Here is a 14,223-nt window from a genome sequence, read left to right as displayed (position 1 = left end):
AGAATTTTTCTACATATGAACAGGGTTGTTGTTGCTGTCGTGGCGGGCGTTGTTATGCTCGCTTCGCAGGCGGGGATTGCTTTTGCCAAAGACGAGGACGTCAAGACCAAAACCGTGACGCTGGAGACCTTCTTCCGCAAGCCCGGTTATCCCATCCCCGAAAAGAGCCTGCCTTCCTCGCTCAGGAACGATTATTCCGATCTGATCGTCAAATATGCCAAGCGTTACGGCGTTCCCACCAATCTGGCGCATGCCGTGGTTTCGGTCGAAAGCAAGTTCAATCCGAAGGCCCGCGGCAGCGCAGGCGAGGTCGGGCTGATGCAGATCAAGCCGGCAACGGCGCGGATGATGGGCTATCGCGGCACCACCAAGGCGCTCTACGATCCCGAGACCAATATTCGCTGGGGCATGCAATATCTGGCGACGGCGCACCAGCTGGGCGGGGGCCAGGTCTGCAGCACGATCCTGCGTTACAATGCCGGCCATGGCGCCACCCGCATGAACCCGGTCTCCAAGCGTTATTGCGGCAAGGTGCAGGCGCTGCTGGCCGGCTGAGGCCGGTTTGTATTGCTTGTTAAATTGCGAAAAGCGATTCCGGTTCGGCCCGGCATGCTGTAGTCAGAAGCAAAGCTGATACGGAGCATGACATGCCGGATTTCAAATATATCGTCGTCGGGGCCGGGATGATGGGAGCGGCCGCGGCGCGGCATCTTTCGGCGCAAACGGATGGCGTGGCGCTGATCGGACCGGGCGAACCCGCCGATCGCAAGACCCATCGAGGTGTGTTTTCAAGTCATTACGATGAGGCGCGCATCACACGCGGGTTTGACGGCGATCCGGTCTGGGCGGAACTGGCGCAACGCTCCATCCGCCGTTATGCGGAGATCGAGGCCAAAAGCGGTATCCGCTTTTTCACTGAAGCAGGCTGCCTTTTCACCGGCAACGGCAAGGGTCTTGCGGGAGATTATGTCTCGCGCGCCCTTTCCTCGGCCGACCGTCTTGATCTCGGCGTAGAGACGCTGGGCCGTGATGTGCTGGTAGACCGGTTTCCGATGTTCTCCCTGCCGGCCGATCACAGCGGTTATTTCGAGGCGCAGAATGCCGGTCACGTCAATCCACGCGCCCTGGTGAAAGCGCAGTGCGCCGTTGCCGAGGTGCAGGGCGCGAAACTGCTGCGTGAGACGGCGGCGCATATTCGCGACACCTCCCATGGCGTGGAGGTTTCGACCCGCGAAGGGGCCGTCCATACCGCCGAAAAGGTCATTGTCGCGGCGGGCGGTTTTACCAACATGGCGGAACTTCTTCCATCGCCGGTCGATATGGCGGCAACGGGCCGTACCATCGTGTTTTTCGAGCTGGATGAGGCGAGGCAGGCCCTGTTCGGTGCGATGCCTTCCACCATCGTGCTCGCGGAAACCGAGGACGACATCGTCTATATCCTGCCGCCGGTGCGTTATCCCGATGGCAATGTCTATCTGAAGATCGGCGGAGAAAGCGAGAAGGGCAGGCTTGAAACGCTCACCGAAGCGGTAGACTGGTTCCACTCGGACGGTACGCCGGGTGAGGTGGAATTTTTGAAAAAGCGGGCGCTATCCCTGATGCCGGAGCTTGCCGGCTGCCCCGTGACCTCCGGCTCCTGTGTCGCCTCCATTACCCGTAGCGGCTATCCCTATATCGGCTATACGCAATCCTCCAATATCGCGGTTCTGACCGGCGGCAATTTCGTCTCCGCCAAGTCTTCGGACGAGATTGGACGGCTGGGTGCTGTGCTGCTTCTGAACGGCCAGCTGACCGAGGATGAATTCGCCGCTGAAATGTCGCCGGTTTTCGTCTGACATTTACGGACGAAGCGGCTAAAAGGTTGCGACGGAAGTGAGCGGGTAAAGAGGGCGGCATGTCGGGACATTTCAGATATATTGTCGTGGGTCGCGGCATGATGGGGGCGGCCGCCGCCCGCCATCTGGCGGAAACGGCGGATGGCGTCGCGCTGATCGGTCCCGGTGAACCTGCCGACATCAAATCGCATCAGGGTGTTTTCGCCAGCCACTATGACGCAGCGCGGATTACCCGCACCATCGATGGTGACGCAGACTGGGCGCTGCTCGCCAACCGCTCGATCGCGCGTTATGCCGATATTGCGGCCAGAAGCGGCGTTGAATTTTATGCTCCGGTCGGCTGCCTGATGGTGGGGCCTCAGCGGGGCGGTGACAATTCCTTTGTTGACGATGTCCGCAAGGCGGCGGCGCGGCTCGACGTTTCGACGGAACTGCTGGACGGTCAAAGCCTCGAAAACCGCTTTCCCTATTTCACCTTCGAGCCGGGTTGCGAGGGAGTGTTCGAGAGGAACAATGCCGGATACGTCAATCCACGGGCGCTGGTGAAGGCGCAAACTATTCTCGCTGAAAAAACAGGTGTCACGCTTATTGACGATATCGTCGTTTCGACGCGGGAAGAGGGTGGCCGGGCATCGGTTCAGACGGCTTCAGGTGCGGTTTATACCGCAGACCGGGTGCTGGTGGCGGCCGGTGGCTTCTCGATCACCAAAGATCTGCTGCCGCAGCCGGTGGCTCTTGATGTCTATGCACGCACCGTCGCTTTCTTCGAGATAGATGAGGGCGACCTTGCGCAATATGCGGACATGCCGTCGCTGATCTATGAGCCGCGTGAGCCGACAAAACATATCTACCTGCTGCCGCCGGTGCGCTATCCCGATGGCAAATTCTACCTGAAGATCGGCGGCGACCCCGATGACAAGAGGCTCGGCAGTGATCCGGAAATCCGGGAATGGTTCCGCTCCGGTGGACGCGAAAGCGTGCGGGATCATCTCTCTGACATCGTCGGAACGCTCGTGCCTTCCATTGATCTCTCGCGTGTCTCGATGGCCGCCTGCGTCGTCTCCAAAACGGGGAGCGGTTATCCGGCCATCGGTTTCACCGCCTCGTCGCGCATCGCGGTTCTGACCGGCGGCAACGGCACGGCGGCCAAGAGCTCCGATGAGATCGGCCGGCTTGGCGCTGTGCTGCTGCGGGACGGAGAAATCGCCGACGGGGCCTTCTCAACGGATTTCAAACCCACATTTCTTTAGTCCTTGCCTGCGCTTTTCGGTGGCTTTCGCCCCGGAACATGGTTATGGAGCCCATGCCAGTTGGCCGGGCAGCCGCGCTTTACCAATGTCGAAAGACGGTAAGGTGAGGAAAGTCCGGGCTCCACGGAAATACGGTGCCGGATAACGTCCGGCGGGGGTGACCCCAGGGAAAGTGCCACAGAGAGCAAACCGCCATGCATCGCATGGTAAGGGTGAAAGGGTGGGGTAAGAGCCCACCGCGCTTCTGGTAACAGCGGCGGCAAGGTAAACCCCACCGGGAGCAAGACCGAATAGGGATGACACGGGATGGGCGAAAGCCCGTTCACAGCCGGTTTCCAGGCCCGTCATCCGGGTGGGTTGCGCGAGGCGGCATGCAAATGCCGTCCCAGATGAATGGCTGCCACGTTCCGGGTCAAACCGGGGCCATACAGAACCCGGCTTACAGGCCAACTGGCGAATTTTCCTGCCGACTTTTTCGGCGGGGATCAGCCCTCGATGATATGGGGAACGTAGCGGGAGAGATTTGCCGTGATGGGCGACACGTCCTCGCGAATGCCTAGCCCGCAGGGTCGGTCGGCGACGATCCAGCTTCCGAGCACGGCGTATCCGAACTCGCTCTTGAACAATGGCGCGTAGGCCTGAAAAACATACCCCTCTTTGCCGTAACTGCCCGGGGCCGATAAAATCTCGCGCCGGTTTCGGTAAAGGCTGACATTTTCGCCCTCACGCGAGAGAAGCGGCTTCACCACGTAATCGCGTAATTCATATATTGCCGGATGGTCGGGAAAGAAACTCGGCAGCAGATTCGGGTGATTGGGATGCCGCTGCCAAAGCATGGGCAGTAGGCCCTTGTTCGATAGTACGGCTTTCCAGGCCGGCTCCACGAAAATGCTGTCCTGCGCAGGCAGATGGACGGCAAAGGATTCCCGTAACATGAATTCCCACGGATAAAGCTTGAAGCAGCGCTCGATGACGCGACTTTGGAGGTCAGCATAACGCCCGCTCGCATCGATGCCGATGTCTCTGATATCGAGAAATTGGGCGCGGTGGCCAGCCTGAATGGCACAGTCCATGAGGTAAATCGTCGTGCCGCAATCTTCGGCGCTGTCGCTGACCGCCGCGAAATGGAAAATCCTGTCTCGCGAGAATTGCCCAAAGGCTTCGATCAAGGCTTCCTGAACCGAGTTGAATTGGTCGGTTTGCGCCGGGAGCGTCCCAAGGGCGACCTGATCCGTCAGCCAGTTATATTGGAAATATCCCGTTTCGAAGACGGAAGTGGGCGTGTCGGCGTTATATTCGAGCAGCTTTGCGGGGCCATGTCCGTCATAGGCAAGATCGAAGCGGCCATACAGGTGGCGGTCGCCCCGCTGCCAGGAATTTCGGATCACGTCGTGATAATCGCGCGGGATGGCAAGACGGGTTAGCGCCTCCTCGCTGTTTACGATGTCGGAGACGAGATCCATGCACATGTCGTGCAGGATTTGGCTCGGTTCTTCGATATCGCGTTCGATTTCATCAAGGCTGAAGCAATAGGCCGCATCGTCCACCCAGTAAGGTTCGCCGTGCATTTCATGGAAGGAGAAACCGACAGCATTGGCCTTCTCACGCCAATCTGGACGCGGTGGGAATGTGATGCGGCGCATGTCAGCTTCCGGAAAAGGAGTGGCCGCCGAATCCGCCACGGCCCTTGACGTTCGTTTTGGCGTTGAGCGTCTTCACGTCACTCACCAGCGCGCCGCCTGGGCCGCCTCCGAATGAGCCGCCGTTCTGTTCGCTGGCACTCACATCCGGTGTGACGAGGTCACCGTTGCGTTTTCGATAGGCGGACATCGCGCCAGAGGAGCCCGACTTGCTGTTTTGCTGACGGCGACGATATTCGCTATAGTCTGCAAAGTTTTCGATGGACCGAGGCATGACAAATCCTGCCGGTGAAGGTGCGAATACGCTCGTGCCGGTGGCGTTATTGGAATTGAGATTTTGCCTTAGCTCAGAACAGTTTCCCGCGCCGTATTCCATTTCACATGCGACCATGTTGCGAAATTTCGGTGCAGTGGCAAGGTGGTGCTGGCTGGCGTCTTCGGATGCCGCCTGGCAAGCCTTGGGATAGACACCGGAGGCGAGGCATTTGTCAACCGAGGTGTAAAGGACCTCTTCCTCCGGTGAAAAAGCTATAAAAAGGCCTATTGCGGCAATCGTACCGAGGGCGAGACGCGGATGTTCTGTCACGTCCAAATACATGTCTGTTCCTCAATACGCCATGCAGGCGGCGTTCAGAATCCCGATGACCACAGCGATGCCGCCGCTCCAGAGCCCGGCCGCGACATTATCCTCGATGATTTTCAGGTGCAGGTCGGTCATGCTGAGTTTGGCGAGGTAGAATGCAAAAATCTGAACCAGCAGGCCGATTACCGCCCAGACCACATAATCGGGAAGGCTTACGGAGTTGGCCGCAGCCGAGGCCAGAGGCAGGCTGAAGCCGATCAACGCCCCTAAAAAAGCGACGACGGCGGCGATGTTGCCGGCCTTGATCAACTCCCCTTCGCGGTGGGGAGTAAGGCGGGTGTAGATGGCGGAAAAAGCTGCCAGGCAGACCAGGCCAATCAAAAAATAACTTAAGAAGGCAGGTAAGCCCGCCACGTAATTCGGCATTATTATCTCACAATGAAAAACACAACTTCAGAAATCAAAATCAATTGAAAGTTTAAAAAGTCAAGCCGTGGCGGCGTTGTTGTTTGCTGAGAATGACGGTTCTGGCTGAGACGCAAGATGTGCAGTGCTTCGGCATCACATCGAGCCGCTGCAACTGGTCTATCGCTAAATCATACAGATGGCCGTGATACCAGCCAGGCTGCCGTTGCCGCGGCGGCATCAGAGCGCCTTTTGCGATTTAAATGGCGCGTGTCCGACGAGGATCGGCAAGTGTCTGTTTCTCAAGCGAAAAATAGGCATGTCGGCCCAAGCTTTAATTGTTTTTGCTGGCACATGAGTTCGCAAAGTAAACCATTCGTTAAACTTAACGGCTTATGAATTTCCGATGCGAAGTCGGTATCGTGCCGGCTTCTCCCATTGACGCCCATAGTGTCCCATGATATCCCAAATGCACACCACATTGGGTCGTGTTTTTGACCCGCAATCGCTGAAACGAGTGAGGAGCCTACGAGGGGCTGCTGCAGGGCATGTCGCCCTGGCGCTTGGCGATGTGTCGTGCGTACCGGTGTCGGCTGCGGAGCGGATGGATCGCTTTGCGGCATGCGGTTTTGGCGAGTTGAGTAATGGACCGCTTTTTATCGAACGTGACGAACAGGATCGACGCCAAGGGGCGCGTCTCGGTTCCGTCTCCGTTTCGTTCGGTGCTGGCGAAGCGCGGCATTCAGGAGCTTTATTGTCTCCAGGATTTTGCGTTTCCGGCAATCAGTGTCGGCGGTCCGGATTTGCTGGAGCGCTACGAGCGGCAGATTGCGTCCATGGATGCTTTCTCGCCAGAGGCGAACGCAATGTCGCTGCTGGTTCACGGCGGCGGCGTTTTCATGAAGCTCGACCAGGAAGGTCGATTGATGGTGACGGATTTTGTGCGGGAATTCACCGGCATATCCACCGAGGTCACCTTCGTTGGGCGGGCGGATCATTTTCAGCTTTGGCAACCGGATGCGTTTTTGGCGGCGCAGGCGGAAGCAAGAGCGGGGCGCGGTTTTTCGGCTGCTCGCCCCGCCTAGGACGGGGACACGGGATGGCGGCGAATTCTGGCGGACGATCTTCTGATGCCGATGGCGGACCTCAGCGTCACATCCCTGTCCTGCTTCGCGAAGTCATTGCCGCGCTGGAGCCTGCGCCCGGCAAGATCATTCTCGATGGTACTTTCGGCGCCGGCGGTTATAGCCAGGCCATTCTCGATCAGGGCGCCAATGTCATCGCGCTCGACCGCGATCCGACCGCGATCGCTGGCGGCCAGGCCATGGTTGCCGCCAATGGCGGCCGGCTCTCGCTTATTCAGTCTCAGTTTTCCGATCTCGCGAAGCATGCGCCTGAAGGCGGGCTTGACGGCGTCGTTCTCGATATCGGCGTGTCTTCCATGCAGATCGACGAGGCCGAGCGCGGTTTTTCCTTCCAGAAAAACGGCCCCCTCGATATGCGCATGTCCGCTTCCGGCGTCTCGGCGGCCGATGTCGTCAATCGCGCCAAGGTCAGCGATCTGATCCGCATCTTCGGTTTTCTCGGTGAAGAGAAGCAGCCCGGCCGCATTGCCCGCGCCATTGAAAAGAAGAGGGCGGAAGAGCCGTTCCGAACCACCCGTGATCTGGCGGGCCTTATCGAGATCGTCACGCCGCGCAAGGCGAAGGACAAGATCCATCCCGCAACGCGCGCGTTTCAGGCGCTGCGCGTTTTCGTCAATGATGAGCTGGGCGAGCTGGCGCAGGCTTTGTTTGCCGCCGAGCAGGTTTTGAAGCCCGGCGGAAGGCTGGTCGTCGTCACGTTCCATTCGCTGGAAGACCGTATCGTCAAGAAATTCTTCTCCGACCGTTCGGGCAAGGCCGCCGGTTCCCGGCATCTGCCGATGGTGGAGGATAAGCCGGCCATTTTCGAGAACATCGGCAAGCCAATGATCGCCGCCAGCGACGAGGAGGCGGAACTTAATCCGCGGGCTCGCTCGGCCAAGCTTCGCGCTGGCCTGCGCACCACAGCCCCGGCGCGCGCTGCAGATTTCTCGATTTTCGAGCTTCCTGATCTCGCCAGCCTTGAAAAGATGGGAGGCTGATATGCTGCGCACTTTCGATGTCATCTTGATGGGGGTCATGGTCGCTGCGGCTGTGGTGACCTATTCGATCAAGCACAAGGCCGATCTGAAGCTTGAGGAAGTCCGCAAGCTGGAGGCCGAGATCAAGCTTGAAAAGGATACGATCGATCTTTTGAGGGCCGACTGGGCGCTCTTGACGCAGCCGAACCGTCTGCACCGTCTGGTGAATGCCTATCAAACGGAACTCGGTCTTTCGCCGACGCTGCCGACGCAGCTGGCGCAGCCGCGCGAGTTGCCCATGCTGCGCTCGCAATTGCCGCAGCCGCCTGAGCCTGAAGGTATGAGCGTCGAGGATGTCATCGCCGCCGCCGTCAATGGCTCCAAGCCGGGGGCTACCCTCGGTGGCGCTTCGAAGCCCAAATCGCCGCCTGCGGGCCAGATCGCTGTCAACGGCGTTCCGGTGCCCACGCCACGTGCGCGCGTTTCACGTCCGGCACCGGCGCCTGTACCGGTCGCCTCCGCCGCCGCTGGTGATGAAACCGGCGATATGGATGAAACCATAACAGGATCGGTGAACCGCTGATGTCTTTTCTCTCCCGCGTCATGGTTTTGAAGAGCAAGGCTCACTTTTCCGCCAGCACCACCGGTGTCTATACCGACCATGCGGCGTTTGAGGGCGCCCGCAAGAAGCGGGCCGCCCAGGCGAAAAGCCGCGTTGGCCTTCTGATTTTCGGTTTTGTCGCCTTTTATGCCGTCGTGGGCGGCCGTCTCGTGCAATATGGCATGGCGGAACAGGAAACAGTGTCGAGCATCGCGCCCGCAGACCGGCTGATGGCGTCGCGCCCCGATCTTCTTGATCGCAACGGCGAGGTTCTGGCCACCGATATCCGCACCGTCTCGCTGTTTGCCGAACCGCATCGCATCGTCGATATCGACGAGGCCATTGAGAAGCTGCGTACTGTCCTGCCGGATCTCGACCAGCGCGGCACCTATCAGAAGCTTTCTTCCAATTCGCGCTTTCAGTGGCTGCGCCGTCAGCTGACGCCGAAGCAGCAAAGCCAGATTCTTGCGCTCGGTATTCCCGGCGTCGGCTTCCGTCCGGAAAAGCGCCGCTTTTATCCCGGCGGGCCGACCGCTGCGCATGTCGTCGGCCACGTCAACATCGACAACCGTGGCGTTGCCGGCATGGAACGTTACGTCGACAGCCAGGGCCTTGCCGATCTGACGGCGCTCGGCATGACCAGCGACCAGCCGCTGGAACCGGTGAAGCTATCCATCGATCTGCGCGTGCAGTCCATTGTCCGTGAAGTCGTGACCTCGGCCATCACCAAGTTCCAGGCGATCGGCGCTGGCGCGGTGGTTCTGGATGTGCATACCGGCGAAGTGCTCGCCATGGCCTCCGTGCCGGATTACGACCCGAACAACCCGGCCGAAGGTGCCAAGGAAGGCTGGCTCAACCGCATGTCGAACGGCACGTTCGAAATGGGTTCCACCTTCAAGTCCTTCACGATTGCCATGGGTCTCGATTCGGGCCGCGTCCGTCTCGGCGATACTTTCGATGCGCGTTATCCGATCCGCATCGGCGGTTTCACCATCAAGGACTTCCACGGCAAGGGCCGAATGCTTTCGGTGCCGGAAATCTTCCAGTTTTCGTCCAACATCGGCACGGCCAAGATCGCCGACACCGTGGGAACGGAAGGCCACAAGGAATTCCTGACGCGGCTTGGCCTTTTGACCCGCATGCAGACCGAATTGCCTGAAGTGGCGCTGCCGTCGCAGCCGCGCGAATGGAAGAAGATCAACTCCATCACCATTTCCTTCGGCCACGGCGTTTCCACGACGCCGCTGCAGACGGCGGTCGCCGGTGCAGCACTCGTCAATGGCGGCAAACTGATCGAACCGACTTTCCTGCCGCGTACCCGCGAACAGGCCGATCAGGTGGCGAGGCAGGTTTTGAAACCCGGCGCCAGCAAGGACATGCGTTTTCTGTTTGAATGGAACGGTGTCAACGGTTCGGGCCGCAACGCGCGCGTCGATGGTTTCAACGTCGGGGGCAAGACCGGTACGGCCGACAAGGTCGTCAACGGACGTTACGTGCACGACAAGAACTTCAACGCCTTCCTCTCGGCCTTTCCGATGGATGACCCGCAATATGTCGTGCTGTCTTTCATCGATGAGCCGAAGACGGACAAGGGCAACGGCGCAGCGCTTGCCGGCACGTCTGCGGCGCCGATGGTGCGCGATATCATCACCCGCACGGCGGCGGTGCTGGGCGTGAAGCCGAAGTTCGGCAAGGATGGCTCGGCCTTGCTCGTGTCTTATTGATTGTTAGCTTATGATATTCCGGCGATTCGCGCCGGGGGGACAAGACGGACACAGTCGATGAATTTGCGAGATATATCCGGAAATGCGTTTCCGGAATTGAAAGAATTGCTCCTGTCTGAGATCGGGGCGATCGAAATCGGGGGGGTCACCGCAGACAGCCGCAAGGCTGCGCCCGGCAGCCTGTTCGTGGCGGTTGCGGGCACCAGGGCGGATGGCGCGGCCTATGTGAAGGACGCGGTTGCCAAGGGTGCGGTTGCCGTCGTTTCCGGACATGCGCTGGATGCCGACGTGCCGGTGCTTTCCGTCACGGATCCACGCCTTTATCTCTCCCTTGCCGCTTCCCGTTTTTACGGAAAACAGCCGGAAACCATGGTCGCCGTCACCGGCACTGCGGGAAAGACGTCCGTCGCCTCCTTCGTGCGGCAGATCTGGGCTTTCGCCGGCCATGCCGCCGCACAGATCGGCACCACGGGTGTCATCGCTCCCGGCCGCGAGGATTATGGCGCGCTCACCACGCCCGATCCGGTGACGCTGCATGCGCTTCTGGCCGAACTTGCGGCCGAAGGCGTGACCCACGCGGCGATGGAGGCGTCCAGCCATGGTCTCGACCAGCGCCGTCTCGATGGAGTGAAGCTGGCAGCCGCCGGTTTCACCAATCTTGGCCGCGACCACATGGATTATCATCCGACCGTCGAGGACTATATGGCCGCGAAGATGCGGCTCTTCGATACGCTGATGGAGAAGGGCTCTCCCGCAGTGATATTTGCTGACGATCCGTGGTCGGACCAAGCAATACGGGCGGCGCGCGAAGCGGGTCTCGATGTGCGCACCGTCGGCCGCAAGGGTGATTATTTGACCTTGAAACGGGTGGAGCACTTCCGTCACAAGCAGATGATCGAAGTGCATCATGACGGCGTGATCCATGAAGTCGACATCCCGCTGGCGGGTGATTTTCAGGTTGCGAATGCTCTCGTCGCTGCAGGTCTCGCCATGTCCACCGGCGTTGCCGCGACAACAGCGCTCAAGGCGCTTGAGAAGCTGATCGGTGCTGCCGGACGTCTGGAGCTTGTCGGCCAGACGGGGAACGGTGCGCTCGCCTATGTGGATTACGCCCACAAGCCGGATGCGCTGGAGAACGTGCTGACCTCGGTCCGGCCTTTCACCTCTGGCCGCATCGTCACCGTCTTCGGCTGCGGCGGCGACCGTGACAAGGGCAAGCGCCCGATCATGGGCGAGGTTGCGACGCGGCTTTCCGACATCGTCATCGTCACCGACGACAATCCGCGCTCGGAAGACGCCGCGACGATCCGTTCGGAAGTCATGGCGGCGGCACCCGGCGCATTGGAAATCGGCGACAGGGCGGAGGCGATCCGGCATGCGGTGTCGATGCTGTCGCATGGCGATACGCTGATCGTTGCGGGCAAGGGGCATGAGGAGGGGCAGATCGTCGGTTCCGTGACGCTGCCGTTTTCCGATCATGAACAGGTGCGCGCTGCACTGGCAGGGCTGGAAGGATCGAAAATTTGAGCTGGTTATGGACAGTCGCCGACATGATCGCCATTACGGCAGGACGCCCCGTGGGCAACCTGTCGACCGGAATCACCGGCATTTCCATCGACAGCCGGACTGTCAAAGCCGGCGAGGCCTTTTTCGCCATCAAGGGCGACCGGGTTGACGGCCATGACTATGCGAGTTTTGCCGTCGCCAACGGGGCCAGTCTGCTCGTCGTGGCCGAAGGCAAACTGCCGGCTCTTGGCCGTCTGACGGTGCCGATGATCGTCGTGGAAGATGTTCTTACCGCACTCGGTAAACTCGCCATTGCGGCGCGTGAAAGAACGTCAGCGCGCATCATCGCGGTGACCGGCTCGGTCGGCAAGACAACGACCAAGGAAATGCTGCGGCAGGCGCTCGCCCCATCCGGCCGGGTGCATGCGGCGGTGGCTTCCTTCAACAACCATTGGGGCGTGCCGCTGACGCTGGCGCGCATGCCCGCCGATACGGAATTCGGCGTGTTCGAAATCGGCATGAACCATTCCGGCGAAATCCGGCCGCTGGTGAAGATGGTCCGCCCGCATGTGGCGATCATCACGACCATCGCGCCTGCCCATCTCGGCAATTTCAAGAATATTGAAGAGATCGCCGCAGCCAAGGCCGAGATTTTTGAAGGTTTGGAGGAGGGTGGTTCCGTCATCCTCAACCGCGACAACGCCCAATTCGAGCAGCTTGAAGAGGCGGCGCAGGAACAGGGTATCGAACATATCCTCACCTTCGGGCAGCACGCCAAGGCGGATTTCCGCCTCGCGGATTTCGAGAGCACGGCGACGGGCTCGACGATCTGGGCGATACTGAACGGCGAAACCAGCGAGTTGCACATCAATATTCCCGGCCGGCACATCGCCGACAACGCCATGGCGGTCCTTGGCGCGGTTGCCGTAACGGGCGCCAATCTCGACCGCGCCTTCGAGGCGCTGGGATCGCTCGAGGCGGTGAAGGGGCGTGGCCAGCGCCACCATCTCTCCATCAATGGCGGCTCCTTCCTGCTGATTGATGAAAGCTACAATGCCAATCCGGCCTCCATGCGCGCCGCGATTGCCGTGCTGGCGGAAACGGAAACGCAGGGTCACGGCCGGCGCGTCGCCGTTCTCGGCGATATGCTGGAGATGGGTGAGTTTTCCGCGCAGCTGCATGAGGAACTGGCCGGGCCGTTGCTCGCAGCCGGTATCGAACATGTGTGGCTTGCGGGCGAGGCAATGGCGGCGCTGCGCGATGCGCTGCCTGATAGCGTGACCGTCATCTGGTTCCCGACGACGGCGGAACTCACCGATTTCGCCCTGCAATGGGTGCAACCGGGAGACGCGCTGATGGTAAAATCGTCACTTGGCCTCGGTTTCGGCAAGATTGTCGCCGCGCTGCTTGACAAGTATCCGGCATTCCCCGAGACGGAACGCCAAGTCTGAAATAGCCTTTTGAAAGGGCAATTATGCTGATCTGGCTCGTCGAACTGTCGGATAAAATTCAAGTCTTCAACCTCTTCCGGTACATCACCTTCCGGGCGGGGGCGGCGATGTTCACCTCTGCGTTGATCGTCTTCCTGTTTGGACCGGCCATCATCAACTCGCTGCGCGTGCGTCAGGGCAAGGGCCAGCCGATCCGTGCCGATGGGCCGCAGACGCATTTCAAGAAGGCCGGCACGCCGACCATGGGCGGGCTGATGATCCTTGCAGGTATCCTCGGCGGTTCGCTGCTCTGGGGTGACCTTTCGAATGTCTATGTCGTTGCCGTTTTGATGGTGACGCTCGGTTTCGGGGCAATCGGCTTTTACGACGATTATCTCAAGGTCACGAAACAGAGCGACAAGGGCTTTTCCGGTAAGGCCCGTCTCGGCATCGAATTCCTGATTGCGGCGATTGCCGTTTTCTTCATGATGAAGATGGCGCTAGCTTCCGCACCGCATGGCGGCACGCTCGGCAGCTCCATCGCCTTTCCCTTCTTCAAGGAACTCGTGATCAATCTCGGTTATTTCTTCGTGCTGTTCGGTGCTTTCGTCATCGTCGGTGCGGGCAATGCGGTGAACCTGACGGATGGTCTCGATGGGCTTGCCATCGTGCCCGTCATGATCGCTGCCGCTACCTTCGGCGTGATCGCCTATCTCGCCGGCAACGCGGTTTTTGCCAATTACCTGCAGATCAATTTCGTGCCCGGCACGGGTGAGCTTGCCGTTATCGTCGGCGCGGTCATCGGCGCGGGCCTCGGCTTCCTGTGGTTCAACGCGCCGCCTGCCGCCATCTTCATGGGCGATACGGGTTCGCTGGCGCTCGGCGGCCTGATCGGCTCGATCGCTGTCGCCACCAAGCACGAGATCGTCATGGTGATTGTCGGTGGTCTCTTCGTGATGGAAACGCTGTCGGTCATCATCCAGGTATTCTGGTTCAAGCGCACCGGCAGGCGCGTTTTCCTGATGGCGCCGATCCATCACCACTTCGAGAAAAAAGGCTGGACGGAAAGCCAGGTGGTGATCCGTTTCTGGATCATCTCCGTGGGCCTTGCGCTGCTCGGCCTCGCCACCCTGAAGCTGAGGTGA

At 59.9% G+C, this 14,223-nt stretch carries 13 protein-coding genes and 1 other RNA gene; 11 read left to right on the top strand and 3 right to left on the bottom strand.

Annotation, left to right across the window (positions count from 1 at the left end; all coding sequences use genetic code 11):
• The first annotated feature begins 15 nt into the window (after nucleotides 1–15).
• From MRBLRC7O_RS08805 to rnpB, 4 genes are all read left to right on the top strand, one after another.
• Nucleotides 16–555 (top strand): lytic transglycosylase domain-containing protein, encoded by a 540-nt coding sequence (locus tag MRBLRC7O_RS08805; RefSeq protein WP_003522187.1) that lies wholly within the window; start codon nucleotides 16–18, stop codon nucleotides 553–555.
• Between the two features lie 92 nt (nucleotides 556–647).
• Nucleotides 648–1,835: an FAD-dependent oxidoreductase gene (locus MRBLRC7O_RS08800; protein WP_080866298.1), complete on the top strand. Its 1,188-nt coding sequence runs from the start codon at nucleotides 648–650 to the stop codon at nucleotides 1,833–1,835.
• Nucleotides 1,836–1,894: 59 nt separating this feature from the next.
• Entirely contained in the window at nucleotides 1,895–3,085 is a 1,191-nt protein-coding gene (locus tag MRBLRC7O_RS08795; RefSeq protein ID WP_080866297.1) for an FAD-dependent oxidoreductase, read from the top strand.
• Between the two features lie 56 nt (nucleotides 3,086–3,141).
• An RNA gene (gene rnpB / locus MRBLRC7O_RS08790) (RNase P RNA component class A) lies at nucleotides 3,142–3,543 on the top strand.
• Nucleotides 3,544–3,570: 27 nt separating this feature from the next.
• Here rnpB and MRBLRC7O_RS08785 read toward each other — a convergent pair.
• Genes MRBLRC7O_RS08785 through MRBLRC7O_RS08775 form a run of 3 tightly spaced genes read right to left on the bottom strand, consistent with a single transcriptional unit; the run spans nucleotide 3,571 to nucleotide 5,734 of the window.
• Nucleotides 3,571–4,728 carry a glutathionylspermidine synthase family protein gene (locus MRBLRC7O_RS08785; protein ID WP_080866296.1) on the bottom strand — a complete coding sequence of 386 codons (1,158 nt, stop codon included), beginning with the start codon at nucleotides 4,726–4,728 and terminating at the stop codon, nucleotides 3,571–3,573.
• Between the two features lies 1 nt (nucleotide 4,729).
• A complete protein-coding gene (locus MRBLRC7O_RS08780; protein WP_004430730.1) occupies nucleotides 4,730–5,323 on the bottom strand; it encodes a DUF1190 domain-containing protein in 594 nt (197 codons plus the stop codon).
• 9 nt (nucleotides 5,324–5,332) lie between these two features.
• On the bottom strand, nucleotides 5,333–5,734 hold the full coding sequence (locus tag MRBLRC7O_RS08775; protein ID WP_004430732.1) for a DUF350 domain-containing protein: 402 nt from the start codon (nucleotides 5,732–5,734) through the stop codon (nucleotides 5,333–5,335).
• 623 nt (nucleotides 5,735–6,357) lie between these two features.
• Here MRBLRC7O_RS08775 and mraZ point away from each other — a divergent pair.
• Genes mraZ through mraY form a run of 7 tightly spaced genes read left to right on the top strand, consistent with a single transcriptional unit; the run spans nucleotide 6,358 to nucleotide 14,223 of the window.
• Nucleotides 6,358–6,798, top strand: coding sequence for a division/cell wall cluster transcriptional repressor MraZ (mraZ, locus tag MRBLRC7O_RS08770; RefSeq protein WP_004430734.1), 441 nt, complete (start codon nucleotides 6,358–6,360; stop codon nucleotides 6,796–6,798).
• Nucleotides 6,799–6,812: 14 nt separating this feature from the next.
• Nucleotides 6,813–7,838 (top strand): 16S rRNA (cytosine(1402)-N(4))-methyltransferase RsmH, encoded by a 1,026-nt coding sequence (rsmH, locus tag MRBLRC7O_RS08765; RefSeq protein WP_080866295.1) that lies wholly within the window; start codon nucleotides 6,813–6,815, stop codon nucleotides 7,836–7,838.
• A 1-nt stretch (nucleotide 7,839) separates the two neighbouring features.
• A complete protein-coding gene (ftsL, locus tag MRBLRC7O_RS08760; protein ID WP_004430738.1) occupies nucleotides 7,840–8,400 on the top strand; it encodes a cell division protein FtsL in 561 nt (186 codons plus the stop codon).
• A complete protein-coding gene (locus MRBLRC7O_RS08755; protein WP_080866294.1) occupies nucleotides 8,400–10,142 on the top strand; it encodes a peptidoglycan D,D-transpeptidase FtsI family protein in 1,743 nt (580 codons plus the stop codon). The genes ftsL and MRBLRC7O_RS08755 overlap by 1 nt, the downstream gene beginning before the upstream one ends.
• Nucleotides 10,143–10,199: 57 nt before the next feature.
• The gene (locus tag MRBLRC7O_RS08750; RefSeq protein ID WP_080866293.1) at nucleotides 10,200–11,669 is read left to right on the top strand and encodes a UDP-N-acetylmuramoyl-L-alanyl-D-glutamate--2,6-diaminopimelate ligase; all 1,470 of its coding nucleotides are present in this window, start codon (nucleotides 10,200–10,202) and stop codon (nucleotides 11,667–11,669) included.
• Entirely contained in the window at nucleotides 11,666–13,099 is a 1,434-nt protein-coding gene (locus MRBLRC7O_RS08745; protein ID WP_004430744.1) for a UDP-N-acetylmuramoylalanyl-D-glutamyl-2,6-diaminopimelate--D-alanyl-D-alanine ligase, read from the top strand. Before MRBLRC7O_RS08750 ends, MRBLRC7O_RS08745 begins: the two co-directional genes overlap by 4 nt.
• Nucleotides 13,100–13,122: 23 nt before the next feature.
• A complete protein-coding gene (gene mraY / locus MRBLRC7O_RS08740) occupies nucleotides 13,123–14,223 on the top strand; it encodes a phospho-N-acetylmuramoyl-pentapeptide-transferase (RefSeq protein WP_004430746.1) in 1,101 nt (366 codons plus the stop codon).

It is taken from the genome of Agrobacterium radiobacter (genome assembly GCF_040801995.1).
Taxonomy (GTDB): Bacteria; Pseudomonadota; Alphaproteobacteria; order Rhizobiales; family Rhizobiaceae; genus Agrobacterium; species Agrobacterium radiobacter.
The sequence above is the reverse complement of the archived record's forward strand: the minus strand, read 5'-3'. Positions and strand labels throughout refer to the sequence as shown.